Annotated in this window: 24 protein-coding genes; 13 read left to right on the top strand and 11 right to left on the bottom strand. The window is 68.0% G+C overall.

Features of this window, described 5'->3' with window-relative positions:
• Positions 1-21 precede the first annotated feature (21 nt).
• The 3 genes from dph2 to LI337_RS04975 are packed head-to-tail and all read left to right on the top strand — an operon-like array spanning position 22 to position 2364.
• Positions 22-1071 carry a diphthamide biosynthesis enzyme Dph2 gene (gene dph2 / locus LI337_RS04965; RefSeq protein ID WP_227228608.1) on the top strand — a complete coding sequence of 350 codons (1050 nt, stop codon included), beginning with the start codon at positions 22-24 and terminating at the stop codon, positions 1069-1071.
• A 51-nt stretch (positions 1072-1122) separates the two neighbouring features.
• Positions 1123-1749, top strand: a complete 627-nt coding sequence (locus LI337_RS04970) for a DUF8173 domain-containing protein (RefSeq protein WP_227228609.1) — start codon at positions 1123-1125, stop codon at positions 1747-1749.
• 48 nt (positions 1750-1797) lie between these two features.
• Positions 1798-2364, top strand: coding sequence for a DUF8173 domain-containing protein (locus LI337_RS04975; RefSeq protein WP_227228610.1), 567 nt, complete (start codon positions 1798-1800; stop codon positions 2362-2364).
• 40 nt (positions 2365-2404) lie between these two features.
• Here LI337_RS04975 and LI337_RS04980 read toward each other — a convergent pair whose 3' ends face one another.
• From LI337_RS04980 to LI337_RS05000, 5 genes are all read right to left on the bottom strand, one after another.
• On the bottom strand, positions 2405-2860 hold the full coding sequence (locus tag LI337_RS04980) for a TIGR00725 family protein (RefSeq protein WP_227229426.1): 456 nt from the start codon (positions 2858-2860) through the stop codon (positions 2405-2407).
• A 36-nt stretch (positions 2861-2896) separates the two neighbouring features.
• Positions 2897-3676 (bottom strand): SDR family NAD(P)-dependent oxidoreductase, encoded by a 780-nt coding sequence (locus LI337_RS04985; protein ID WP_227228611.1) that lies wholly within the window; start codon positions 3674-3676, stop codon positions 2897-2899.
• Positions 3677-3735: 59 nt separating this feature from the next.
• Complete coding sequence (locus LI337_RS04990) at positions 3736-4308, bottom strand: DoxX family membrane protein (RefSeq protein WP_227228612.1); 573 nt, start codon at positions 4306-4308, stop codon at positions 3736-3738.
• A gap of 77 nt (positions 4309-4385) precedes the next feature.
• Positions 4386-5165, bottom strand: coding sequence for an NAD-dependent protein deacylase (locus LI337_RS04995; RefSeq protein WP_380699234.1), 780 nt, complete (start codon positions 5163-5165; stop codon positions 4386-4388).
• Positions 5166-5167: 2 nt separating this feature from the next.
• A complete protein-coding gene (locus tag LI337_RS05000) occupies positions 5168-6382 on the bottom strand; it encodes an acyl-CoA dehydrogenase family protein (RefSeq protein ID WP_227228613.1) in 1215 nt (404 codons plus the stop codon).
• A 168-nt stretch (positions 6383-6550) separates the two neighbouring features.
• Here LI337_RS05000 and LI337_RS05005 point away from each other — a divergent pair, with 168 nt between their 5' ends.
• Both LI337_RS05005 and LI337_RS05010 read left to right on the top strand, forming a co-directional pair.
• Positions 6551-7030 (top strand): pyridoxamine 5'-phosphate oxidase family protein, encoded by a 480-nt coding sequence (locus LI337_RS05005; protein ID WP_227228614.1) that lies wholly within the window; start codon positions 6551-6553, stop codon positions 7028-7030.
• Between the two features lie 236 nt (positions 7031-7266).
• Positions 7267-8331, top strand: a complete 1065-nt coding sequence (locus LI337_RS05010) for a phosphotransferase family protein (protein ID WP_227228615.1) — start codon at positions 7267-7269, stop codon at positions 8329-8331.
• Positions 8332-8712: 381 nt separating this feature from the next.
• On the opposite strand, the gene LI337_RS05015 is transcribed toward LI337_RS05010, so the two are convergent.
• The 4 genes from LI337_RS05015 to LI337_RS05030 all read right to left on the bottom strand — a co-directional run bounded on the left by LI337_RS05015 (position 8713) and on the right by LI337_RS05030 (position 11843).
• Entirely contained in the window at positions 8713-9348 is a 636-nt protein-coding gene (locus LI337_RS05015; RefSeq protein WP_227228616.1) for a uracil-DNA glycosylase, read from the bottom strand.
• 70 nt (positions 9349-9418) lie between these two features.
• Positions 9419-9733: a DUF7976 family protein gene (locus LI337_RS05020; RefSeq protein ID WP_227228617.1), complete on the bottom strand. Its 315-nt coding sequence runs from the start codon at positions 9731-9733 to the stop codon at positions 9419-9421.
• Complete coding sequence (locus LI337_RS05025; protein ID WP_227228618.1) at positions 9730-10770, bottom strand: Mrp/NBP35 family ATP-binding protein; 1041 nt, start codon at positions 10768-10770, stop codon at positions 9730-9732. Before LI337_RS05025 ends, LI337_RS05020 begins: the two co-directional genes overlap by 4 nt.
• A 65-nt stretch (positions 10771-10835) precedes the next feature.
• On the bottom strand, positions 10836-11843 hold the full coding sequence (locus LI337_RS05030; RefSeq protein ID WP_227228619.1) for a PLP-dependent cysteine synthase family protein: 1008 nt from the start codon (positions 11841-11843) through the stop codon (positions 10836-10838).
• Positions 11844-12233: 390 nt separating this feature from the next.
• Here LI337_RS05030 and LI337_RS05035 point away from each other — a divergent pair, with 390 nt between their 5' ends.
• From LI337_RS05035 to dhaM, 4 genes are all read left to right on the top strand, one after another.
• Positions 12234-12809 (top strand): DUF7504 family protein, encoded by a 576-nt coding sequence (locus LI337_RS05035; RefSeq protein WP_227228620.1) that lies wholly within the window; start codon positions 12234-12236, stop codon positions 12807-12809.
• A gap of 138 nt (positions 12810-12947) precedes the next feature.
• On the top strand, positions 12948-13319 hold the full coding sequence (locus tag LI337_RS05040) for a thioredoxin family protein (protein WP_227228621.1): 372 nt from the start codon (positions 12948-12950) through the stop codon (positions 13317-13319).
• A gap of 81 nt (positions 13320-13400) precedes the next feature.
• Positions 13401-14180, top strand: a complete 780-nt coding sequence (dhaL, locus tag LI337_RS05045; RefSeq protein WP_227228622.1) for a dihydroxyacetone kinase subunit DhaL — start codon at positions 13401-13403, stop codon at positions 14178-14180.
• Entirely contained in the window at positions 14180-14581 is a 402-nt protein-coding gene (gene dhaM / locus LI337_RS05050) for a dihydroxyacetone kinase phosphoryl donor subunit DhaM (protein WP_227228623.1), read from the top strand. The genes dhaL and dhaM overlap by 1 nt, the downstream gene beginning before the upstream one ends.
• A gap of 115 nt (positions 14582-14696) precedes the next feature.
• On the opposite strand, the gene LI337_RS05055 is transcribed toward dhaM, so the two are convergent.
• Together LI337_RS05055 and glpK are read right to left on the bottom strand one after the other, a co-directional pair.
• A complete protein-coding gene (locus LI337_RS05055; protein ID WP_227228625.1) occupies positions 14697-15761 on the bottom strand; it encodes a DUF7973 family transport facilitator in 1065 nt (354 codons plus the stop codon).
• A gap of 2 nt (positions 15762-15763) precedes the next feature.
• Complete coding sequence (gene glpK, locus LI337_RS05060) at positions 15764-17308, bottom strand: glycerol kinase GlpK (protein ID WP_227228626.1); 1545 nt, start codon at positions 17306-17308, stop codon at positions 15764-15766.
• 297 nt (positions 17309-17605) lie between these two features.
• Between glpK and glpA the strand changes: the two genes are divergently transcribed.
• From glpA to ligA, 4 genes are all read left to right on the top strand, one after another.
• On the top strand, positions 17606-19366 hold the full coding sequence (glpA, locus tag LI337_RS05065; protein WP_227228627.1) for an anaerobic glycerol-3-phosphate dehydrogenase subunit GlpA: 1761 nt from the start codon (positions 17606-17608) through the stop codon (positions 19364-19366).
• Position 19367: 1 nt separating this feature from the next.
• Positions 19368-20651 (top strand): glycerol-3-phosphate dehydrogenase subunit GlpB, encoded by a 1284-nt coding sequence (gene glpB / locus LI337_RS05070; protein ID WP_227228628.1) that lies wholly within the window; start codon positions 19368-19370, stop codon positions 20649-20651.
• Between the two features lie 3 nt (positions 20652-20654).
• On the top strand, positions 20655-21965 hold the full coding sequence (locus LI337_RS05075) for an anaerobic glycerol-3-phosphate dehydrogenase subunit C (RefSeq protein ID WP_227228629.1): 1311 nt from the start codon (positions 20655-20657) through the stop codon (positions 21963-21965).
• A gap of 67 nt (positions 21966-22032) precedes the next feature.
• Positions 22033-24198 (top strand): NAD-dependent DNA ligase LigA, encoded by a 2166-nt coding sequence (gene ligA, locus LI337_RS05080; protein WP_227228631.1) that lies wholly within the window; start codon positions 22033-22035, stop codon positions 24196-24198.
• The last annotated feature ends 87 nt before the right edge of the window (positions 24199-24285 follow it).

Genomic DNA, 24285 nt, shown 5'->3' on the forward strand with positions numbered 1-24285 from the left:
TCGCAGGGTAAGCCGGGTGTAATGAGCAATCGCTCGGACTACTCCGAGGGCGACCTGCGGAACACCGGGATGTCCCTCAGACACGACCGCGAGTGGGACTACGAACTCGACCGGATCATCGAGACCATCGAAGAACGCGACGCGAAGACCGTCGGCCTCCAGTTCCCCGAGGGGCTGAAGCGTCGCGGCCCGGCCGTCGCCGACGACCTCCGGGCGCTGGCTCCCGACGACGTGACGTTCATGCTCTCGGGGCAGCCCTGCTACGGTGCCTGCGACCTCGACACCTACCTGATGCGCCGGACCGACGTGTTCGTCCACTTCGGTCACTCGCCGATGAAGGACTCGGACAAGATCATCTACGTCCCCCTCTTCTCGAACGTCGACCCCTTCCCGATCATGGAGGAGTCGCTGGAGGAACTCGCCGATCCGGCCGAGGACCCGGACGTGGGCCTCGTCACGACCGCCCAGCACATGAACCGCTTCGACGAGATGGTCGAGTGGCTGGAAGAGCGCGACTACGAGGTCCACACCCGGCGGGGCGACGACCGACTCACCCACGAGGGGCAGGTGCTCGGCTGTAACTACGCCTCGGCGGACATCGACGCCGAACAGGTGTTGTACGTCGGCGGCGGGAAGTTCCACCCCCTCGGCCTGGCGATGGAGCACCCCGACAAGAACGTCGTCATCGCCGACCCGGTGAACAACGTCGTCACCGTCGCGGACACCGAGCAGTTCATGAAACAGCGGTACGCCTCGGTCCACAAGGCGATGGACGCCGAGAAGTGGGGCGTCATCTTCTGCACGAAGATCGGACAGGGTCGCTGGGAGCAGGCACAGGAGATCGTCGAGAACAACGACGACGCCTACCTCATCACGATGGACGAGGTGACGCCGGATCGCCTGCGCAACTTCGCCATGGACGCCTTCGTCAACACCGGCTGTCCCCGCATCACGACCGACGACGGCCCGCAGTTCCACAAGCCGATGCTCACGCCCGGCGAGTACGAGATCGCCGTCGGCAACGAACCGCTCGACGCCCTGGAGTTCGACACCTTCCACGGGACCTGGTAGCGCGACGCCCGGACCCACAAGAGTTTTTCCGAGCACGCGAGACCACCCGACGTGACCCGCAGTCGCCCCTCCAGCAGTCTCCCGACCCCGTGGCTCGGTCGCACCGCCCTCCTCACAGTCGGCACGCTGCTCTGTCTCGCCGTCACACCTGCGAGCGCGCAGACGTGGCGGACGACCGACCTCGCCCCGGAAGCGGGAATTCCGCTCCAGTTCGTGGTCTCGCTTGCCATCTACGTCGTCCTCGGTGGCATCGTGCTCGCGGTCGCCCCGGAGTACACCGAGCGCATGGCCGCCCGGATCCGAGAGGACGCGGCCACGTCGTTCATCTCGGGGCTGGTCGCGTTGATCGTCACGTTCCTCGCGGCCGTCCTGCTGGCGATCACCGTCGTCGGTATCCTCGTCCTGATTCCGGGTGCCATCGTGCTCTCGGTGGTGCAGGTCGTCGGCAACACCGCCGCACTCGTCGCGCTCGGTTCGGTCACGAGCGAGACGGGACGCGACAGTGCGTTCGCCGCGCTGGTGATCGGGGCGGTCCTGCTGTCGGTACTGACTCTCGTGCCGATCCTCGGTGGCATCGTGCGGTTCGTCGTCCAGACGATCGGGTTCGGCGCGATCGCCGGGTCGTACTGGAAGTCCCGGCAGGGGCGGAAGCGATCGGATCGGCCGACGACCGCGTGACTCGGAGGGACCAGAACGTCTTTAGGTCTCGTCGGTGTCGAACGCCACATGGTCCTCCGAAAATCGCTGACGAAGTCGGTCGTCGTCACCCTCGCGCTGGTGGCGTTCGCCGGTCTCGCAGTCGCACAGCAGTTCCCACAACAACCGCAGACACCGACGATCTCGCCGGTGCTGTCGCTCGGCGTCTCGTTGGTCCTCAACCTCGTGGTCGGCGGGATCATCGTGCTCGTCGCGCCCGACTACGTCGAGGGGCGGATGAACGCGATCCGGGACGACGCCGCGGTCAGCTTCGTCTGGGGCCTCGTGACGTTCGTCGTCCTGATCCTCGCGTCGATCCTGATCATCACGCTGATCGTGACCATCCCGACGCTGTTCGTGTTGGGTATCGTCGGTGGCGCGATCGCGACGGTGACGGTCGGGACGCTGATCGCCGAGCAGGCGACGGAGCCGAGTCTCCTCGTCGGCTTGGTCGTCGGTGCGGTGGTCCTCTCGCTGCTCGGTCTGATCCCGATCCTCGGCGGGGTCATCAACTTCGTCGTCGGCATGTTGGGTGCCGGGACGATTGTGAAGGGCTACAACGACAGCCGAAAAGAGCAGGGCAAACGCGCGATCTGACGCCCGGTGACTCGACGACGGACGACGCCTCGACCGTCGGTCAGTCGCTCGCGGTTCCGACTTCTCCTTCGACGTACGCGACCGCCTCCGCGACCGTCCCACACGCTTCGACGCCGACCACGTCGTGCGTTCCGATCCCGGCGATCGGTCGGTCGTAGACGGTCCCGTACCCGATCTCCGAGAGCGTCCCGCCGCCGCCGTCCACCGCCACGACCGCCGCGCCGTTCATCACGACCAGCGCGTTCCGAGCGTGGCCGAGACCGGTCGCGATCGGCGTCGTGACGTAGGGGTTCGCGTCCCCGAGTCTGTCGGTCGGCAGGATCCCGATCGTCTCGCCGCCGGCCTCGCTCGCGCCGCGACAGACCGCCTCCATCACGCCGCCGAGACCGCCGCAGACGACGGTGTGTCCGCGCTCCGCGAGTTCGACACCGAGGTCGCGGGCCGTCTCGTACTCGGCGTCGGTGACGGTGCTCCCGCCGATCACGCTGACGCGCAGTCCGTCGACCTGCATCCCGGTGTCGACCATCCCTCGCTACACCTCGGGCGACTCCATCACCTGCGGGACGCCCTGTGCCGTGATCGTCTCGCCGACGACGTAGGAGGCGGCGGGGCTGGCGAGGAACTGCGCGATGTCGGCGATCTCCTCGCTCAGGCCGATCCGGCGCTCGACGTCTTCGCGGTCGACGTTGTCGGCGGAGACGCCCATCTGCGTCTCGACGCCCGGCGTGGCGACGAAGCCGGGTGCGATGCAGTTGACGCGCACGTCGTCGCTGGCCCACTCGTAGGCGAGCGTGGTCGTGAGGTTGACGACGCCCGCTTTCGCTGCGCCGTAGTGGGACATGAACGGCGACCCCTGCTGGCCCGCGACCGACGAGAGGTTGATGACGCTCCCGCCGCCGTCCTCCTTCATGACGCGGCCGGCGGCCTGCGTGCAGTGGAAGGTGCCGGTGAGGTTGATGTCGAGGATGGTCTTCCAGCCGTTCTCCGAGATGTCGTCGAAGGAGGCCATGAACGACGCGCCGGCGTTGTTGATCAGACAGTCGACGGTGCCGAACTCCTCGACGGTGGCGTCGACGAGGGCGTCGACCGCGTCCCGGTCCCGCACGTCACACTCGACCGCGAGGGCACGACCGGCGGACTCCTCCTCGTTGATGTCCTCGGCGACCGGATCGACGTTCTCCTGTTCACGCGAACAGACGACGACGTTCGCGCCGTCTGCGGCGAATCGTTCGGCGATGGACCTGCCGATTCCGCTGGAGGAACCGGTGACGATGACGGTGCTGCCCGCGACGCTGAACTGGTCGGTCGGCATATCACTCTCCACGGGAGGCTCCGAGATAAAGGTCCGACTGTCGGAAGTCGGCGGCCGGGTCAGCCGAGGAACAGTCTGACCCAGCGGTTGTTCTTCACGAAGTCCAACTGTTCGAGGTAGGAGTCGACTCCGAAGATGCGGCCGGCACCGAAGGCCCCGAGGCCGAACAGCAGTGCGGCGTACACCAGGTGGTCGTCGACGACCCAGCCGTGTGCCAGCGGGAGGCCCGCGAGGAGGCCGCCTTCGAGTGCCGCCGCCCAGTAGAACAGCATCATCACCGCACCCCAGAACGCGTTCCAGCGGACGAGCGCGCCGAGGAGGAGACCGAGGCCGGTCAACGTCAGCCCCCACATGTTCAGCATGTCGACGAGCGGCATCCCCGCCATCGCCGCGAACGCCCCCGCGAACGGGTTCCCCGCCGGAATCGCGTTGGCGAGGTAACCCGCCGCCGTCCAGTTGTTGGACGGGTCCGCGTCGAGGTAGGTGATGAGCTTCGTCACGCCGCCCTGGAACAGGACCCAGCCCATCACGATGCGCATCCCGAGGAGCGCGTAGCCGATCCACGTCTCCGAGTACTCGAAGTTGGTCTCTCTCCCGAACAGTTCGGTGCTCATCCGGTTTTTCGTTGACATCGCACCGGTCTGTTTCGTCAACATCTACCTATACAGAGTCCCTGAGAACTCAAGGCCCAGAGGGGGTCGGGTCGTGATCACCCGGCGAGACGTCGGGCGAGTGCCGGGAGGAGGTCGGTCACGTCGGCGCGGAAGACGTAGTCTGCTCGGTCGTCGAGCGGTGTCGGGTCGAAGTTCACGACCGCGAGCGTGCCGCCACGGGCCGCGTCGCGGGGGATCGAGGCGGCCGGTTCCACCTGCAAGGAGGACCCGACCGCCAGCACCACGTCGGCCGACCCCGCCAGGTCGCGGGCCTCGGCATAGGTCTCGCGGGGCAACTGTTCGCCGAACAGCACCACGTCCGGTTTCAACAGACCGCCACAGTCGCAGGTCGGCGGCACTTCGCCGTCCCGCACCCTGTCGTGCACCGGGTCGGCCCGCTGGCGGTCGCCACACCGCCGGCAGACGACCCTGCTGGTCGTGCCGTGGAGTTCCAGCACCCGCCGGCTTCCCGCCTCTGCGTGGAGGCCGTCGGTGTTCTGCGTCACCACCGCGTCGAGGACGCCGGCCGACTCCAACTCGACGAGCGCCGCGTGGGCCGGGTTCGGCCCGACCGACTCGGGGAACATCGCCTCGTGGAGAGCGAGGCGGTCCCGCCAGAAGCCGGCCGGATCGGCCTCGAACCGCCCGATCCGGAAGTCACGGGGGTCGAACTCGGTCTCCCAGATGCCGCCCTCGCCACGGAACGGCGGGATACCGGAGGCCGTCGAGACGCCCGCACCGGTGAACGCGAACGCGGTGTCGGCGGTTCGGAGGTCGGCGGCGAGGCTGTCGAGGTCGGCGGCGAAGCGGTCGATCTCACTCGACTCGTCGGCCACCGTCAGCCTCGGTAGCGCGTCACGCCCTCGATGGCCGACTCGTCGACGTCTTCGAAGGCGTCCCGCGCGATGGTGCGCTTGTGGACCTCGTCGGCCCCGTCGACGATGCGGAACTGCCGGACGTTCTCGTAGAAGTCCGCGAGGGGCAGGTCCTTCCCGATGCCGTTGCCGCCGCAGTGCTGGACCGCCGTGTCGATCACGTCCTGCACGACGTTCGCCGAGAACACCTTCGACATCGCCACCGGGACGCGGGCCTCCTCGCCCGCCGCGATCTCGCTGGCGGCGTGGCGAACCATCGTCCGGGCGGCGTGCAGGCGCGTCTCGCACTCTGCGACCTCGAACCGGAGCCCCTGCTTGTCCGCGAGCGACCCGCCGAACGCCTCCCGCTCCGAGACGTACGCCTTCGAGACCGCCAGTGCGCGCTCCGCCATCCCGCAGAAGCGCATGCAGTGCGTCAGTCGTGCCGGGCCGAGTCGCTGCTGGGCGTGTGCGAAGCCGGCGTTCTCGACGCCGAGCAGGTTCGACTCGGGGACACGGGCGTCGTGGAACTCGATTTCCGCGTGTCCGAGGCCGGTGACGCCGCCGCCGACGTGCGGGATGTCGCGGACGATGTCTACTCCTTCGGTGTCGGTCGGCACGAGGATCAGCGAGGTGCCCTCGTAGGGGTGTGCGTCCGGGTCGGTCCGGGCCATGACGATGAGCACGTCCGCCTCGGTGCCGCCGGTCGTCCACCACTTGTGGCCGTTTATCACCCAGTCGCCGTCGTCTCGCTCGGCGGTCGTCCGGAGCATCTTCGGGTCCGACCCGCCGCCCTGCATCGGTTCGGTCATCGAGAAGCCGGAACTGATCTCCCCGCTCACGAGTGGTTCGAGCCAGCGGTCCTGCTGGTCGGGTGTGCCGAACAGCTCCAGCGTGTGCATGTTCCCCTCGTCGGGGGCATCGACCCGGAGCGCGGCCGGCGCGAGTAGACTCCGCCCTGCTTCCTCGAAGGCAGGGAGCACGTCGGCGAAGTCCATCCCGAGACCGCCGAACTCCTCGCCGATCTGCGGGGCGTAGAGACCGCGTTCTCTCGCCTCGCTCCGCAGGTCGGCGAGATCCGACTTCGAAATCGTCCCTTCGCCGAGATACTCGCGCTCGACGGGGATGACCGACTCGTCGACGAACGACCTGACCTCGTCGGCGAACGCCTCGGCGGCGGCAGAATCGTGATAGTCCATACCCGAGTCTGCGACGGCACCGACCTAAACGTTGGGTCGGCGGCATCGCCACCCTCGTCACCGGAGCCTGCCTCGGTGACGCGTCCCACCGGTCTGCGCCAGTGACGCGTCGTCAGTGACTGGGAACGGGACGTGCTTTGATACCACACCAGTACGTCACGATTAATCATGTCGGGTGAGGAGCTCACCGATCTCGACGGGTATCACATGGACAGGGAGTCGGCGGCGGAGCTACTGGCGTCGACCGGTGTCGGCGTCCTCTCGCTGTCGGCCGAGGGGGAGTCGTACGCGCTCCCGATGTCGTTCGGCTACGACGGCGGCGAGCGACTGTACTTCGTCTTCCTCGAAGCCGGCGACGAGAGCCTGAAAGCTCGCTTCGCCGACGAGACGACCCGCGCCTGCGTGACGGTGTTCGAGGCGGACGACGACGCGGAGCGAGGAGGCGACGACTGGGCGAGCGTCGTGGCGAAGGGCCCCGTCCGCCGTGTCGAGACCGACGAGTGGGACGAACTGCGGGAGGCGCTGGCCGACAACGCGTGGCACCCATCGCTGTTCACCGCCGCGTCGCCGACCGGCGGCGTGACGGGCTACGCCCTCCGGATCGACGAACTGACCGGGCGACACGGTGGCGGGTACGAGTTCGAGTGATGCTCGGCCGCGTCGGTCTCGTCCGAGTCCACCGGCGTCGAACCGTCGCCGGCACGGCCGACCGCGAACCGCAGGAGACGGACGACCGCGGTGACGAGGAGCCAGTACAGCAGTGAGGACGCGAATCCGAGGTCGCTGACTTCGGAGAGAGCGGACACGGAATCGACGACATGGTCGTCGGTGATGAAGCTTCGCCCACCCACAGCTATTCGGCACCGGCGCGTCTCCCTCCGGCCATGTCGGACGAGGACTACTTCGCGCGACTCGTCGACCCCGACCGGCTTCGCTCGTATCTCGAAGCCGAACTCGGACCGGTCGAGTCGTTCGACGTGGCACACCACCGGGAGGGCCACTCGAACGAGACGCTGTTCGTCACCTTCGGCGACCGGGAGTTGGTCGTGCGTCGACCACCGCCGGGCGAGACGGCCGACCGGGCCCACGACGTGCTCCGGGAGTACCGCGTGATGGACGCGCTACAGGAGACACCGGTCCCGCTGGCCCAGACTGTACTCGGCTGTGACGACGAGTCGGTGCTCGGCTCGGACTTCTACGTCATGGAGCGCGTTCGCGGCGACGTGTTGCGGGACGCGGAACCTGACCGCTTCGCGGCCCCGGCGCACCGCGAGCGCGTCGGCACGGAACTCGTGGACACCCTGTCGGCGATACACGCGGTGGACCCCGAGGCGGTCGGACTCGGCGACTTCGGCTACCCGGAGGGGTTCACCGAGCGACAGGTGAAACGCTGGTCGGAGCAGTTGACGTGGGCGTTCTCGCGGACCATCGAGGAGCGCGAGGTGCCGGCGCTGTACGACGTGATGGACTGGCTCCAGTCGAACGTCCCCGAGGACCCGCCGGCGACGCTGGTCCACGGCGACTTCAAACTGGACAACGTGATGTACGGGCCGGGAACGCCCCCCGAAATCGTCGCCGTCTTCGACTGGGAACTCTCGACGCTGGGCGACCCCCGGACCGACCTCGGCTGGTTGCTCTCCTACTGGCGCGACCCGAAGGATCCGGAGCCGGCGGTGCCGGAACTGACGGCCGACTTCATGACCGGCGAGGGCTATCCGACCCGGCAGGAACTGGTCGCGCGGTGGGAGGAGGCTACCGGCATCACGTACGAACACGACCGGTTCTACCGGACGCTGGCGGTCTACAAGCTCTGTGCGCTCGGCGAGATGTTCTACCGGCGGTATCTGGAGGGCAACTCGGACGACGACCTCTACCCGCTGATGGAGTCGCGGGTGCCCGCGCTGGCCGACCGGGCGGTCCGGATCGTGGAAGGCGAGGAGCCGTTGTGACGTGAACTCTGTCGAGTGAGTCGGTGGCCGTGAACTCTGTCGAATCGCTCGGCGATGCGAACTCGGTCCAGTCGGTCGCCGACTGCTCGCGAGACCGTCGGTCTCGCCCAGTTCGCACGCTCACGAAGACGCCCGCGAGTCGCTGTCGGTCTGGACCCCGGTCGCCAGCAGATCGCGTCCTGTCGGGGTCCGAGATGTCGGCGAACTGGTCGGCTGACGAGCGTGGCGCGCGGCTACGCAGGAAGTTCGGGATGTCGTCGTTGGCTCGGTTCGCGGTGCAGTCCCAGTGGCGGTACGGTGCCACTACGAAGCCATCTCGTCTCGCATCCCGCCGCGCCACCGCGTCGAGACACGTCCGACAACCCACCCGCCGAGACGGACTCACCGACTCTGGCGACCCTTCGTCTGCCGGTAGTCCCGACTGAACACGTTCTCCAGCATGTGCTCGACGAACGCCTCGCTCTGTTCGTCGGTCTGCCGGTCCAGTTCGACCATCGGGACCAACTCGAACCCGCGACCCCGAATCGTCGTCGCGTGCTCGGCGTCCACGTCGAAGCTGTCCGGCGAGCGCGTCGTGTAGTCCATCGCCAGCGCCTCCAGGACGCGCTGGCCCACCGGGATGATGATCTGCGGGTTGATCATCCGGATCTCGGCGTTGAGGAACGGCTCGCAGGTGTCGACTTCGGCGTCGGTCGGCGGGCGTTCGGGGTGCCGACAGCGCGTCAGATTCGTCAGAAAACAGTTCTGGAGGTCCGGTTCCAGCGTGTCGGGATCCGAGCGCGCGAAGCCCAGTTCGCCGAGGATCCGCTGGAGACGTTCGCCGGCCGGATCGCCGACGAAGGGGACACCCGTCCGATCGGCCCCCGCGCCGGGCGACTCGCCGACGACGAGGAACTCCGCGCCCACGTCGCCGTAGCCGTGGACCAGCGACTCCCGCGTCTCACAGAGCGCCTCGCAGTTCGTGCAGGTCTCGTCCATCCCGAAGGGGTTCCGGAAGGTGTCCTGATTCGCGTCCACAGTCGACCCTCGGGCGGCGCGGGCAAAACGGTGCCGGAGCGTCGCGGTTGGCTCGCGGCCAGCCGCTGGGTCAGCGGTCGATGCCGCCCTGCGCCTTGATCTCCATGATGTGCTCGACGTTTCGGTAGATCTCCACGGGGCTCGTCTCCTCCTCGGGATCGTAGAGGTCGCTGACGCGGTAGAGAATCGCCGCCAACTGCCGGCTCTCGCCCGACTCCCCGCGCACGTCGTCGGCGATGTCCCGCAGGAACGCCACGCGCTCCGGGTCCGCCGGGAAGTCGCCGTCCGCCGCCGCCGCTTCCGCATCGTCGACTACCGGATCGAGACCGAGGTCGGCGTCCGACTCGCTGTCGCTCGGCGACGACGCTCCGTCCCCGTCGCTCACCGCCGGACTCCCCGACGCTTCACGACGCCGACGTTGTTGGCGACGTTCTCCGTCAGGACGCGGAAGGCGTCGGCGGTCTCGCCGTCTTCCAGTACCACCGGCTTCCCGCTGTCGCCGCCGGTCCGGACCGCCGGATCGAGGGGCACGCCGCCGAGGAACGGCAGGTCGTTCTCCGCGGCGAACGCCTCGCCGCCGCCCGAGCCGAATATCTCGTGGAAGCCGCCGCAGTCGGGACACCGGAAGCCGGACATGTTCTCCGCGATGCCGAGGACGTTCGTGTCGTGTTTGCCGAACATCCGCAGGCCCTTCCGGGCGTCGTCGATAGCCACGTCCTGTGGCGTGGTGACGATGACCGCACCCGTGATCGGGAGCGTCTGGAGGAGCGTCAGTTGCGTGTCGCCGGTGCCCGGCGGGAGGTCCACGACCATGTAGTCGAGACTGCCCCACTCCACGTCCTCGATGAGTTGGGTGAGCACCTTGTGGACCATCGGGCCGCGCCAGATGACGGGGTCGTCCTCCCCGACCATGAACGCCATCGACATCAGCTTCATCCCGTACTTCTCCGGCGGGACGATGGTCTCCTGGCCGGTCGCCTGCGGGGCCTCGTCGGCGTCGACCATCCGGGGGACGTTCGGCCCGTACACGTCGGCGTCGAACAGACCGACCCGCGCGCCGAGTTGCGAGAGACCGGCCGCCAGATTGACTGCCATCGTCGACTTCCCGACGCCGCCTTTGCCGGAGGCCACCGCTATCACGTTCTGGACGTCGGGCAGGACCTCCTCCTCTCGGGAGAGCGAGGAGGGAACTTTCGCCGTCAGGTCGACGGTATAGTCGGTGTCGGCGAGCACCTCCCGGACTCGACTCGCGATCTGCGACTCGTTCGGGGAGTAGGGTGCCCCGAGCGCCAGCGAGACGCGAATCGTCCCGCTCGCGTCGTCCACCTCGACCGCGTTCACCAACCCCAGGGAGACGATGTCGTCGCCGAGGTCGGGGTCCTCGACCGCCCGCAGTCGGTCGCGTACGTCCGCGTCGTTCATGCCAGACGGTCGGCGCGACCGGCGAATAAGGGTTTTGAAGCGGTGGGTCGGAGAGCGAGGGAGGCTCAGTCGGCGTCGAACATGCCGGTCGACATGTACCGCTCGCCGGAGTCCCAGAAGACGGTGACGACCAGCGGACAGTCGTCGTAGTCGCCGGCAGTCGCCGGTGCCGACACGCCACTCGCGTCGGCCGGGCCGCTTCCGTCGGTTCGCGCCGTAGTCGGTCCATCCGGGCAGTTCAACTCCGGGCGAGCCAGTCGCTCCGCGACGCGGTGGGCCGCGAGGTTCGACGCGCCCGAGGACTGCCCGACCAGGATTCCTTCCTCGCGGGCGAGGCGGCGACACTCGGCTTCCGCCTCGGGCAGGGGCACCGTCTCTACCGAGTCGATCAGGTCGGTGTCGAGGTTCGGGCTGACGAACCCCGGTCCCATCCCCTGGTAGTCGTCCTCGCCGGCTTCGCCCGTCGAGAGCACCGGGTTCTCGGCCGGTTCGACGGCGACGACCTCCATCTCCGGGAACTCCTCGCGCAGACGGCGACCGATCCCCGAGAGGGTGCCGCCGGTGCCGACGCCCGCGACGAGGGCGTCCACCTCGCGGTCGCCGACCTGTTCGACGATCTCCTCGCCGGTCGTCCGGTAGTGCGCCTCGGGGTTCGCGGGGTTGTCGAACTGCCGGAGTTGGACCGCACCCGCCTCGCGTTCGATCTCGTCTGCGCGCTCTTTCGCGGCGGAGATGTCGCCCTCGACGAGTTCGATGTCGGCCCCGTACGCTTTCATGATCTCCCGACGTTCGGGCGACTTCGAGGCCGGCATGACGATGGTGAGGTCGTACCCCTTCGCGCTGGCGACGACCGCCAGTCCGATGCCGGTGTTGCCGCTCGTCGGTTCGACGAGTCGGTCGCCCGGTGCCAGTCGGCCCTCGCGCTCTGCGGCCTCGACCATCCACAGCGCCGGGCGGTCCTTCGCAGAGCCGCCGGGGTTCTTCGACTCGATCTTCGCCGCGACGGTCGCCCCCGGCGGCGACCGCACCTGCACCAGCGGCGACCCGATGGTGTCGAGGATGCTGTCTCTCATTGCAACCACGTAACGCCCGAGAGAGTAAACCGGTGACGGAGCCGACGAGCCGGCTCCTGTCGGCCGCCGAGACACGCCGACACGGTGGGACGACGGGTCCCGCCGCAGAGACTGCCGGTCGGAGCGGCCGGTGTCGAGTCAGCTCCACCGACCGAGGTATTTCACGTCAGAGTCACTAGGTATTTACGCGACCGTACCCCAGTGTGGACGAATGGCGGCTTGCACCTCCAGCGGGCGACTGGATCGACGCGCGTGTCCGTCGTCGGCCCCCGCCGATCTCTCCGAGACAGCGCCGCCTGTGGCCGACCGGTATCGGCCCCGACGGCTGTCGCCGTCCCGACACCACCCGATCTGTTCGGTCAGTGGCGTCGAATCTCCGGGGGGACGAGCATGAACGATGCGCGACAACTCGGGACGAACGTGCTCGTGCTCGCCCCGTCACTCTCCTCGGTGTCGACCGAGCGGTGTGTCGAACAGGTCGAGGCGCTCGGCCCCGCCGAGACGCCGATCCTCGATCTGACGTTCACCGACTCCCCGGACAGACGGATCGAGACGTGGCAGCGACGCCTCTCCACGCCGCCACCGGCGATCGAAGTCGTCGCGGTCGGGCGGACACGGGGCTCAACGGACCCGAACGACGGGTCGGTCCGGTACGGTGCGGACGGGCGGTTCGGTGCCCGAACGATCGACGACCCGCGTGATATGACCGGTATCGGCATCGCCGTCACCGAGACGTTCGACCGCTGGTCGGCGTGGGACCGGGCGGTCGTCCGCGTCGGCGAACTGACGACACTGCTCCAGTACGCCGAGACCTCCACCGTCTTCCGCTTTCTCCACGTGCTCACGAATCGGCTGACCGAGGCGAACGCGGTCGCGTTCTTCCGACTCGCGCCCGACGCCCACGACGAGCAGACGGTCGGGACGCTGTTCCAGTTGTTCGACGACGCCATCCGGATCGAGGAGTAGTCGGGAGACCCCGCCCGAACCGAGTGAGTGATCGGGCGACGCGGTCGGGTGTGAGAGTGGGTCGCACTCCGAGGGAGACAGCCCACGACGCTTGCCACTCCGGACAGGGTTAAGCCGCCGGCCGCCCAACGACCGGCAATGTCACTCGCGACGATGGAACCCAACCCGGCGTGGGACGCGGTCGCCTACGAGGAGACGGTCGAGGCACTGTCCGAGGACGGACTCGTCTTCCACGTCTGGGGCGGCGACTGGTGTGGCGACTGCCGGAAGCAGTTGCCCGACTTCGCGGCCGCACTCGAGGCGGCCGGCGTGCCCGACGACCGGATCGAGGAGTACGCGGTCGACCAGGACAAGCAGGGACCGGGCGTCGAAGAGTACGGCGTCGAGTTCATCCCGACCGTCGTCGTCGAACGCGACGGCGAGGAGGTCGCCCGGTTCGTCGAGTCCGAACCGGTCCCCATCGCGGTGTATCTCGCCGACCGACTGGCCAGTGCGGACGCGTCGGCCTGAGTCGGGCGGCAGTTCTCTCTCCGTGGGTGTCACTGCACCGACCGGGACAACAGTTTAGCCGGTCCGCGACACCCTGTCGGTATGGCAGACAGGGAGACCCAGCGGGCGGCAGTGATCGCGGCCGTCGAACGCGTCGCAGACCGGATGACCGCCGAGAAGACGTACCTCACGGAACTCGACTCGGCCATCGGTGACGCCGACCACGGCGCGAACATGGCCCGTGGCTTCGAGGCGGTCCGCGAGAAGATCGCCGACGCGGACGCGGACGCCGACCCCGGCGACCTCGTGAAGACGGTCGGCGTCACGCTCATCTCGGAGGTCGGCGGCGCGTCCGGGCCGCTGTACGGCGGGTCGATCATGAGCGCCAGCACCGAGTTGGCCGACGGGATCACCGCCGAGTCGAGCGTCGCGTTCGCCGAAGCCTACCTCGCCAAGGTGAAAGATCGCGGCGGGGCCGAACTCGGCGCGAAGACGATGGTGGACGCGCTGACCCCGGCGGTCCACACCTACAAGAAGTCCATCGAGACCGACGACCTGCCGCCGCTCGAAGCGCTGGCGAAGGCGGTCGACGCGGCCGAACGCGGCGTGAACTACACGGTCCCCCTCCGGGCGCAGAAGGGCCGCGCCTCGTATCTCGGCTGGCGCTCAGTCGGTCACCAGGACCCCGGCGCGACGTCGACGCTGTTCATCATGGAGGAACTGCTGGCGACCGCCGAGGAGTACCTCGACGGCGACGTGGACCTCGAACAGGACGCGACCTCGCCGACGAGTCCGGACGACGCAGAGGAGTCGGCCGCAGAGGGAGACGACGACGACACCGCCGACGACGACACCGCCGACGACGACACCGGAGGCGACTGATGGTCGGACTCGTCGTCGTCTCACACAGCGCGAAGGCGGCCGAGGGCATCGCCGAGGTCGCCGCACAGATGGGCAGTGCCGACGCCGAGATCGTCCCCGCCGGCGGCACACCGGACGGCGGTATCGGCACCTCGGCGGACCGCATCCGCGAGGCGATCGAGTCGGCCGACGCGGGCGACGGCGTGGTCGTCCTCGTCGATCTCGGCAGTGCGGTGATGAACGCCGAACTCGCCATCGAGATGCTGGACGCGGAGGACAGCGACGTCGAAGTCGAGATCGCAGACGCGCCGATTCTGGAGGGGACACTCAACGCGGCGGTGACGGCCGCCGGGTCGAAGGCGACCGTCGAGTCGGTGGTGGCGTCTGCCGAGGACGCGTGGGACTACCGGAAGCTGAACTGAGCGACTGAGCGACGAGTCGGGACTCGTCGATTCGGAGAGCGAACCGACGAACGGGTAGCAGTCGCTCTCCGGTCGGCACGGTCAAAGAAGGGACGGCGAGTCGGCGGCGGCGACCTCAGCCGAGGCCGAGGTACGCCGAGTTCGGGATGACGCCAGCGAGGAACAGCAGACCGATCACCAGCGAGTAGATGGTGATCGCCATCGCCGGCGGGTCCACGTGCGTCCCGGAGTGGGCGTACATGACCCGCTGGGTCACCTCACCGAGCAGTGCGCCGACCACACCGCCGAGGATACCAGCGACGACGATGACGACCTCACTCCCGCCGGACATCGGCGCGGCGATGGCCGCGAAGGACGACCCGCCGAGCGTGATGTGGTGTGTCACCGGGAAGTCCTCGACGCCCAGTTGCAGGAACAGCAGGCTGGCTGCGGAGATGCCGTAGGCGAGGAAGAACGTCTCGGTGATGAGCCACGCCCACGCGCCGAGGATACCGGCGGCGACGCCGATAGCCGTGACGCCGGCCCACTTGTACTGCTGTGGGAGCCACGGTTCGGTGGCGAGACGGCCGCTACCGTCGCCACGGTCCTGTTCGTTCTCGAACGGCGTCATGTCGAGGTAGCCGCTCCCCGCCGGCGACCCGACGAGCGGGTAGCCGAAGACGGGCCGGGCGATGATCGCGGTGGTCATCACCGACAGCGCGACGCCGTCGAGCGGGAGTCCGAGTCCGCCGGAGATGCGCGCGATCAGCAGTCCGAGGACGCCGAACACCCCGCCGACGAGCAGGATGTCCGGGCGCGTGCCGAACGCCCGGAGGATGTTCTTCCCGAAGTGGTAGTCCCAGCCTTCGGGCTCCAGTTCCGGGTAGTTCTTCCCGGCGTACGCGCTCGCCGCGACGCCGGCCGCGAAGACGATGTGGGGGCCGGTCACCGGCCCGAAGCCGATGGTGCCGGTGATCCCCGTCGCCAGTTCGGCACCGAGACCGCCCGCCTCGGTGATCTCCCCGACGAGCGACGCCGCCGTCTCACCCAGCAGGACGACGAAGCCCGTGAAGATGAACGACGGCAGTGCACCGATCGACGCGCCGAACATGCCGCCCGCGAAGGCGGCGATCAGCAGCGCGATCAGGCGCTCGAGGGGGATGTTGAAGAACGGAACCTGGAGTACTACCGCGTCGAACACGGTTACTCTCCTCCGTCCTCGTCGCGCGCCCAGTCCTTCGACCGCTCGACGGCCTCGCCCCACCGGGCGTACCGGTCTGCGACGCTGTCCGCGTCGGCGTCGGGCGAGAAGGAGCGGTCGATCTGCCAGTTGTCACGGAGTTCGTCGATCGTCTCCCAGTAGCCGACGGCGAGGCCGGCGGCGTACGCGGAGCCGAGCGCGGTCGTCTCGTCGACGACCGGGCGGACGATGTCCGTGTCGATGATGTTCGCCTGCTGTTGACAGAGGAAGTTGTTCTTCACCGCGCCGCCGTCGACGCGCAGACTGCCGAGTTCGATCCCGGAGTCTTCGACCATCGCCTCTGCCACGTCTTTCGTCTGGAACGCGATGGATTCGAGCGTCGCCCGAACCACGTGTTCGCGCCGCGTCCCCCGCGTCATTCCGAGGATCGTACCGCGAGCGCGCTGATCCCAGTGCGGTGCGCCGAGTCCCGTGAACGCGGGCACCACGTAGACGCCGTCCGTCGAGTCGACGGAGCGAGCCAACTGCTCCGTCTCGGCGGCGTTCTCGATCAGCGTCATGTCCTCCAGCCACTCGATCGCCGCACCCGTGACGAAGATAGACCCTTCCAGTGCGTACTGGACGGGTTCGCCGGACCGCTGGAAGCCGACCGTCGTCAGGAGACCGTTCTCCGACATGACGGCCTCGTTGCCGGTGTTCATCAGCATGAACGACCCGGTCCCGTAGGTGTTCTTCGCGTCGCCCGCGTCGAAGCAGGTCTGCCCGAAGAGGGCGGCCTGCTGGTCGCCGAGTGCCCCAGCCACTGGCACTTCGGCACCGAGGAAGCCCTCCTCGTCGGTGTGACCGTAGTAGTCCTCGTCGGACGACGGCCGCACCTCGGGGAGCGTCTCCGGCGGCACGTTGAACTCGTCGGTGAGTTCCTCGTCCCAGTCCATGTCGTGGATGTTGAACAGCATCGTCCGGGACGCGTTCGTCACGTCGGTGATGTGGTTCCCCGTCAGGTTGTAGATCACCCACGTGTCGATGGTCCCGAACATGATCTCGCCCTCCTCGGCGCGGTCGCGGACGTCCTGCGGTCGCGAGCGGGAGAGTTTGATCGGGTCCGCGTTGTCGAGGAGCCACTCCGCCTTCGTGGCGGAGAAGTAGGCGTCGGGTTCCAGTCCGGTCTTCTGCTGGACGTCGTCGGCCTTCCCCTCCTCGCGGAGTGTCTCGATCCGGTCGGTCGTCCGCCGGTCCTGCCAGACGATGGCGTTGTGGATCGGCTGGCCGGACTCTGCGTCCCACAGGAGCGTCGTCTCGCGCTGGTTGGTGACGCCGAGCGCGGCGAGTTCGTCTGCGGAGATGCCTGCGTCCGCGAGTGCCGTCTGGATGACGGACTTGGTGTTGTCCCAGATCTCGGTCGCGTCGTGTTCGACCCAACCGGGTTCCGGGTAGATCTGTTCGTGTTTCTCGTAGGCATTGGCGACCACGGTCCCGCTGTGGTCGAACACCATGAATCGGGTGCCTGTCGTGCCTTGGTCGATCGCACCGACGTATTGTGCTGTCATGTGATCTTTCGTACCTCTGTGAGAGGACGCGTCCTCCACGCACGCCGTGAGTCCGGTCGCCCCACCAGCCCCGAGTGGACGGACCGCTGTGTTCACGGCACGAGGATGCGTTTACTGACGCCCCCCCTGCTACTCGTAAACACCTATGACGATCATTATAAAAATTTTTGTTGTTTACCTGTCATTACCGGGTGATTCCCGGATTCCCCGGCGTGAGACGCGCCGAGGGTGCCTTTATCCTCGCCCCCTGTGGTGGCGGTAAAGTGAAGTAGTGCCACACCAATCCTTCGAAGAACCATGAGCGATTCCGCAGAGGTGCTGGTGATCGGGGGTGGGTCCACGGGGACGGGGATCGCCCGCGATCTGGCCATGCGGGGACTCGACGTGACGCTCGTCGAGAAAGGCAACCTCACACACGGCACGACGGGGCGGATGCACGGCCTACTCCACAGCGGCGGCCGGTACGCCGTCTCGGACCAGGCCAGCGCGACCGAATGCATCGAGGAGAACCGCGTCCTCCGGGACATCGCCGCACACTGCGTCGAGATGACCGGCGGCCTGTTCGTCCAGCGACCGGAGGACGACGACGAGTACTTCCAGGAGAAGTTGGAGGGCTGTCGGGAGTGTGGGATTCCGGCGGAGGTCCTCTCGGGGGAGGAGGCCCGCGAGATGGAACCGTACCTCGCGAAGGACGTGAAACGCGCGATCCGCGTTCCGGACGGGGCCATCGACCCCTTCCGACTCTGCGTGGCGAACGCCGCCAGCGCCGAGGAACACGGCGCGCGCATCGAGACCCACGCCGAGGTGATCGACGTGCTGGTCGAGGACGGCGAGGTCGTCGGTCTCGAAGTCAAGCACGACTCCGGACCCGGCAAGCGCGAACACCACACGCCCGGCGAGACGGAGAAGCTCTACGCCGACTACGTCGTCAACGCGAGTGGCGCGTGGGCGGGCCAGATCGGCGACATGGCCGGCGTGGACGTGGCGGTCCGGCCCTCGAAGGGTGTCATGACGATCATGAACACCCGGCAGGTCGACACCGTCGTCAACCGGTGTCGGCCGAAGGGTGACGCGGACATCATCGTCCCCCACGAGACGGCCGCCATCCTCGGCACGACCGACGAGGAGGTCGAGGACCCCGACGAGTACCCCGAGGAACAGTGGGAGGTCGACATGATGATCGACACCCTCTCCGAGTTGGTGCCGATTCTGCAGGAGGCACGCACCATCCGGTCGTTCTGGGGTGTCCGCCCGCTGTACGAACCGCCGGGCACCGGGACCACCGACCCGACCGACATCACGCGGGACTTCTTCCTCTTGGATCACGAGGACCGCGACGACCTGCCGGGGATGACGAGCATCGTCGGCGGGAAGTTCACGACCTACCGGATGATGGCGGAGAAGATCTCGGATCACGTCTGCGAGAAGTTCGGCATCACGGCCGAGTGTCGGACCGCAGACGAACCGCTGCCGGGCAGCGACGACTTCTCCATCCTCCGGGACTACATGGACGAGTTCGGCCTGCGCTCGCCGATCGGTCGGCGGAGCGTCCAGCGACTCGGGTCGCGCGCCGACGAGGTGCTGAAGACCGGCGAACCGAACCCGGTCATCTGTGAGTGCGAGGCGGTCACGCGGGCCGAGTTCGCCGACGCGGTCGAAGGCTCCGGCTCCGATCTGAACGCCGCCCGCATCCGGACGCGCGCCTCGATGGGCAACTGTCAGGGCGGCTTCTGTGCCCACCGGATGGCGAACGAACTCGCGCCGAAGTACGAAGCCGAAGTCGTCAGGACCGCGCTCGACGAACTGTACCAGGAGCGCTGGAAGGGCCAGCGCCACGCGCTGTGGGGCGACCAACTCTCGCAGGCGATGTTGAACTACGCGCTCCACGCGACGACGATGAACCGCGACCGCGACCCGGCCCGGACCGGCGCGAGTGTCGACTTCTCGGCGTTCGACGGCGGCCCGACCGAACCGGGCGAGGCCGGCGCGGACGCGAGTGCGGCCGCGACCGACGGCGGGTCGTTGCGCGAAGACGAGTCACGACAGGAGGGACGCTAACGTGCCGATCCGCGAGGACGTCCTCGTGGTCGGCGGCGGTATCGCCGGTGCGGCCAGTGCGATCTCGGCGGCGCGAACCGGCGCGTCGGTTCGCCTCGTCACCCACAAGAAGAGCACGCTCCGGCACGCGAGCGGCCTGATCGACGTGCTGGGGTTCCTGCCGGGGTCGGACGATCCGATCGTCTACCCCTACTCGGCGCTGTCGGACCTGCCGGACGAGCACCCCTACTCGGTCGTCGGCGAGAACGCGGTCCGGGAGGGGCTGGACCTGTTCGACGACATCGCCGGCGACGCCTACCGCGGCGGCCACACCGGCAAGAACGCGCTCGTGGCGACCCACGGCGGGACGGTCAAGCCGACCGCGCGCTACCCGAAGGGGGCCGCCGAGGGGCTGGCGAGCACGAACCGCGACACCCTGCTCGTCGGCTTCCGGTCGTTGCCGGACTTCGACGCCTCGGTCGCCTGTGAGCATCTGGCGGCGGCGGGCGCGCCCTTCGCGGTCGACGGCGTGCAGGTCGACTTCCCCGGCGACTTCCGGGCCGACGCGAAGGTGACGCGGTACGCGAAAGCACTGGATCGAAACGAGACGGTCTCGGCGTTCGGCAAGGAGCGCCCGGCCCGCGAGGCGCTGGCCGAGGCGGTGCGCCCGCACCTCGACGGGGCGGAGCGCGTCGGCTTCCCGGCCCTGCTGGGTGACGCCCACGCAGACGAAGTTCGGTCGGATCTGTCGTCGGAACTCGGCGCGGCCGTCTACGAGATTCCGATGGGACCGCCGAGTCTGCCGGGCCTGCGACTCGAAGATCTGCTGTTCGACGCACTGGACGAGGCGGGCGTCCGGATCAGTTCGGGGAACCCCGTCGTCGACTACACGCCGGTCGAGGGCGAACACCGCGTCAAGTCGGTGACGGTCGACCGGAACAACCAGCGCGTCCCCCTGCACGCAGACGAGTTCGTGCTGGCGACCGGCGGCCTCGTCGGGAAGGGCATCACCTCCGACCGGGAGTCCGTGTCGGAGCCGGTGTTCGACCTCTACGTCCCTCACCCGGAGGACCGCTACGACTGGTGGGACCAGCAGGCGTTCGGCGACCACGCCTTCGCCGCCTTCGGCGTGGTGCCCGACGAGGAGTTGCGACCGACCGACGCGGACGGTGAGGTGGAGTTCGACAACCTCCGGGCGGCGGGCGGCGTGGTCGGCGGCGCGGACTTCGCCGCGGAGAAGTCGGGCAGTGGCGTATCGCTTGCGACCGGGTATCTCGCGGGCCGTACTGCGGGGGAGGCGATCTAACACATGAGCGACGCAGAATCTCCAGGCGACTTCGGGACGGGACCGACGACCGACTACGACGACGACTTCGAACCAGTCGAGGTGTTTCCGGAGGGGGATCTGGATCTCCGACCGGGGGCGGACAACTGTTACAAGTGTACCGCCTGTGACACCTCCTGTCCGGTGGCGGAGGTGGACGACGAGTTCCCGGGGCCGAAGTTCCAGGGCCCCGAGCAGTGGCGGCTGAAGCGCAAGGAGGACGTCGAGATCGACGACTCGATCATGTCCTGCTCGAACTGTATGCGCTGTGACGACGCCTGTCCGTCGAGCGTCCCGCTCTCGCAGATGCACAACGAGGCGCGCGGCGAGTACGTCGAGAACCAGATGGACAAACTCTCGACGGAGTACGTCCGCAACCGGATCCTGGCGAACTACGGCACCCTCGCGCGCGTCGGTTCGAAGGTGCCCCGCCTGACGAACTTCGTCATGGGCAACTCGCTCGTCCAGCAAGTCAACGAGAAGCTGTTGGGAATCACCGCAGAGCGCGACTTCCCGGAGTTCGCACAGGAGACGTTCCGCGAGTGGTGGCGCGACCGTGGCGGCAACAAGGTCACGTCGGAGGAGAAGCGCATCGCCTACTTCCACGGCGACTACTCGAACTACAACACCCCCGAGGTGGCGAAGGCGATGGTCCGCGTCTACGAGGCGTTCGGCTACGAGATCGCGGTGCCCGAACAGCGCTGTTCCGGCACGCCGATGTTCGCCAACGGGATGCTGGACGACGCCCGCCGGGGGGCGAAGGTGAACGTCCGGAACTTCGCGGAGTTGATCGAGGAGGGGTACGACGTGATCGCCACCTGTACCTCCTGTTCGATGGCGCTCCGCCAGGAGTACCCCGAACTGTTCGACATCGACGGCGTGGAGGACGTCTCGGCGAACACCTACGAGGCGATGGAGTACCTCCGCATCCACGAGGACCTCGACGCCGCGATCGAAGACGCCGAGGTCGACATGGGTCCGCTGGCGTACCACGCACCGTGTCACGCCCGGAACCAGGGGCTCGACCGGCAGGCAGTCGAACTGTTCCGGAACCTTGACGGCGTCGAAGTCGAGGACGTGGGCGACTCCTGTTCGGGCATCTCGGGCACCTACGGGTGGAAGGAGGAGAAGTACGGGAAGTCGATGGAGATCGGCGAGGAGATGTTCGAGCACATGGACCACGCGAAAGGCGAGGTCGGCATGACGGAGTGTCCGACCTGCTCGATGCAGATGGAACACGGTTCGGGCTACCCGATCAAACACCCGATGGAAGTGCTGGCCGAAGCAGTGGCGTGACGCGGCACCGCCGCGTCCGGGGGCAAACCACGGGGATTTTCCTCGCCCGCGACCCGAGCGTCGAGTGATGACCGAGCAGGCGTCGAACCCCTATCTCCGCGACCCGCTGACCGACTTCACCCCCGTCGAGGACCTGACCGACGAGGAGGCCACGGAGCAGGTCGAACTGCTCCGGGAGGCCATCCGGGAACACGACTACCGGTACTACGTCGAGAACGACCCGGTGATCGGCGACCGGACCTACGACGCCCTGTTCACTCGTCTACGGACCCTCGAAGACGCCTTCGACCTCACCGCCGACGACAGTCCGACACAGCGCGTCGGCGGCGAACCGCTCGACGAACTCGACACCGTCGAACACCGCGTCCCGATGCTCTCCATCGCCCAGTCCGGGGAGGCGGAGGAGGTCCGGGAGTTCGACGACCGCGTCCGGCGGGAGGTCGACGGCGAAGTGTCGTACACCTGCGAACCGAAGTTCGACGGCCTGTCGGTAGAGGTCGTCTACGACGACGGCGTGTTCGTGCAGGCCGCCACGCGCGGTGACGGCGAGACCGGCGACGACGTGACCGAGCAGGTGAAGACGATCGAGTCGATCCCGCTGCGCCTGCGCGAAGGCGCACCCGACGACCTCGTCGTCAGGGGCGAGGTCGTGATGCCCCGCGACGAGTTCCAGGAACACAACCGCGACCGCGTCGAGGCGGGGAAGGACCCCTTCGCGAACCCCCGGAACGCGGCCGCCGGCACCCTCCGCCAGTTGGATCCCTCGGTCGCGGCCGAGCGGCCGCTGGACTGCTACTTCTACGACGTACTGGACGCCAGCGAGGTCCCGCCGACGAACGCGGCGGAACACGAGGCCCTGCGCGAGTGGGGCCTGCGCACCGAACGCGACTGGTACGAGGTTGTCGAGGACGTCGAGGACGCCATCGACTTCCGAAACCGACTCGGGGAGGCCCGCGAGAACCTGAACTTCGAGATCGACGGGACCGTGATCAAGGTGAACGACCGGGCGCAGTGCGAGCAGTTGGGTCGGACTTCCCGAGAGGTGCGGTGGGCGTTCGCCTACAAGTTCCCCGCGCGGTCGGAGGTGACCGAGATCACCGACATCGTCGTGCAGGTCGGCAGAACCGGGCGACTGACGCCGGTCGCGCTGCTGGAACCGGTGGACGTCGGCGGGGTGACCGTCTCGCGAGCGACGCTGCACAACCCCGACGAGATCGCCGAGATGGGCGTGAACGTCGGCGACGCGGTGCGCGTCCAGCGTGCGGGAGACGTGATCCCGTACGTCGAGGAGGTCGTCGACAAGCGCACCGAGGGGACCTACGCGTTCCCCGAGACCTGTCCGGTCTGTGGGGCCGAGGTGGTGCGGGACGGGCCACTCGCCTTCTGTCCGGACGGACTCGGCTGTCCGGCGCAGGTGAAGGGCGCGATCGAACACTACGCCGCCCGGTCGGGACTCGACATCGAGGGTCTCGGCGAGGAGCGCGTCGAACAGCTCGTGGAGTCGGGACTCGTGGAGCGTCTGCCGGACCTGTACGACCTGACCGCCGAGGAACTCGCCGAGTTGGAGGGGTGGGGCCAGAAGTCGGCCGAGAACCTGCTCGCCGAGTTGGAGGCGTCGAAATCCCCTGCGCTCTCGGCGTTCCTCTCGGCGCTCGGTATCCCGGAGGTCGGGGCCGCGACCGCCCGGAACCTCGCGCGGGAGTTCGGCTCGCTGGAGGCGGTGCTCGAAGCGAGTCCCGACGAACTGGAGGCGGTCGACGACGTGGGCGAGAAAGTCGCGCTGTCGATCCACGACTTCCTGACGACGCCGGAGAACCGCGAGGTGATCGACGACCTGCTTGCACACGGCGTCGACCCCGAGGTCGACGTCGAGACCGGCGGCGACGCCCTCGCTGGGTTGACATTCGTCTTCACCGGTTCGCTGTCGGTGACGCGCAGTGAGGCACAGGAGTTAGTGGAGGCCCACGGCGCGAACGCGACCAGCAGTGTCTCGGGTAACACCGACTACCTCGTCGCGGGCGAGAACGCCGGCCAGTCGAAGCAGGACGACGCGGCCGAGAACGACGTGCCGGTGCTCGACGAGAGCGAGTTCCGCGACCTGCTGGCCGAGCACGGAATCGAGTATCTCGGCGACGACAGCGAGGCGTCGGGAAGCGACGACACAGACGACTCTGTGGAGGCCGGGGCCGACGAGACCAGTGACAGCGAACAGCCGGACTTGACCGACTTCTGAGGCGTCGGCAGACGGGGCCACCGACTCGACCGCACCGGAAGTGACGAGCCGAGTGCGAGCGATCCGGCGGAACGACCCGTCAGTCGT

This window comes from Salinirubrum litoreum (genome assembly GCF_020567425.1).
In the GTDB taxonomy this organism is placed as follows: domain Archaea; phylum Halobacteriota; class Halobacteria; order Halobacteriales; family Haloferacaceae; genus Salinirubrum; species Salinirubrum litoreum.

Excerpts from the sequence above, each read along its gene's own strand:
- dph2 (WP_227228608.1), top strand. The coding sequence starts at position 22 with ATGAGCAATCGCTCGGACTACTCCGAGGGCGACCTGCGGAACACCGGG.
- LI337_RS04975 (WP_227228610.1), top strand. The coding sequence starts at position 1,798 with ATGGTCCTCCGAAAATCGCTGACGAAGTCGGTCGTCGTCACCCTCGCG.
- LI337_RS04985 (WP_227228611.1), bottom strand. The coding sequence starts at position 3,676 with ATGCCGACCGACCAGTTCAGCGTCGCGGGCAGCACCGTCATCGTCACC.
- LI337_RS04990 (WP_227228612.1), bottom strand. The coding sequence starts at position 4,308 with ATGTCAACGAAAAACCGGATGAGCACCGAACTGTTCGGGAGAGAGACC.
- LI337_RS05000 (WP_227228613.1), bottom strand. The coding sequence starts at position 6,382 with ATGGACTATCACGATTCTGCCGCCGCCGAGGCGTTCGCCGACGAGGTC.
- LI337_RS05005 (WP_227228614.1), top strand. The coding sequence starts at position 6,551 with ATGTCGGGTGAGGAGCTCACCGATCTCGACGGGTATCACATGGACAGG.
- LI337_RS05010 (WP_227228615.1), top strand. The coding sequence starts at position 7,267 with ATGTCGGACGAGGACTACTTCGCGCGACTCGTCGACCCCGACCGGCTT.
- LI337_RS05025 (WP_227228618.1), bottom strand. The coding sequence starts at position 10,770 with ATGAACGACGCGGACGTACGCGACCGACTGCGGGCGGTCGAGGACCCC.
- LI337_RS05030 (WP_227228619.1), bottom strand. The coding sequence starts at position 11,843 with ATGAGAGACAGCATCCTCGACACCATCGGGTCGCCGCTGGTGCAGGTG.
- LI337_RS05035 (WP_227228620.1), top strand. The coding sequence starts at position 12,234 with ATGAACGATGCGCGACAACTCGGGACGAACGTGCTCGTGCTCGCCCCG.
- LI337_RS05040 (WP_227228621.1), top strand. The coding sequence starts at position 12,948 with ATGTCACTCGCGACGATGGAACCCAACCCGGCGTGGGACGCGGTCGCC.
- dhaL (WP_227228622.1), top strand. The coding sequence starts at position 13,401 with ATGGCAGACAGGGAGACCCAGCGGGCGGCAGTGATCGCGGCCGTCGAA.
- dhaM (WP_227228623.1), top strand. The coding sequence starts at position 14,180 with ATGGTCGGACTCGTCGTCGTCTCACACAGCGCGAAGGCGGCCGAGGGC.
- glpK (WP_227228626.1), bottom strand. The coding sequence starts at position 17,308 with ATGACAGCACAATACGTCGGTGCGATCGACCAAGGCACGACAGGCACC.
- glpA (WP_227228627.1), top strand. The coding sequence starts at position 17,606 with ATGAGCGATTCCGCAGAGGTGCTGGTGATCGGGGGTGGGTCCACGGGG.
- LI337_RS05075 (WP_227228629.1), top strand. The coding sequence starts at position 20,655 with ATGAGCGACGCAGAATCTCCAGGCGACTTCGGGACGGGACCGACGACC.
- ligA (WP_227228631.1), top strand. The coding sequence starts at position 22,033 with ATGACCGAGCAGGCGTCGAACCCCTATCTCCGCGACCCGCTGACCGAC.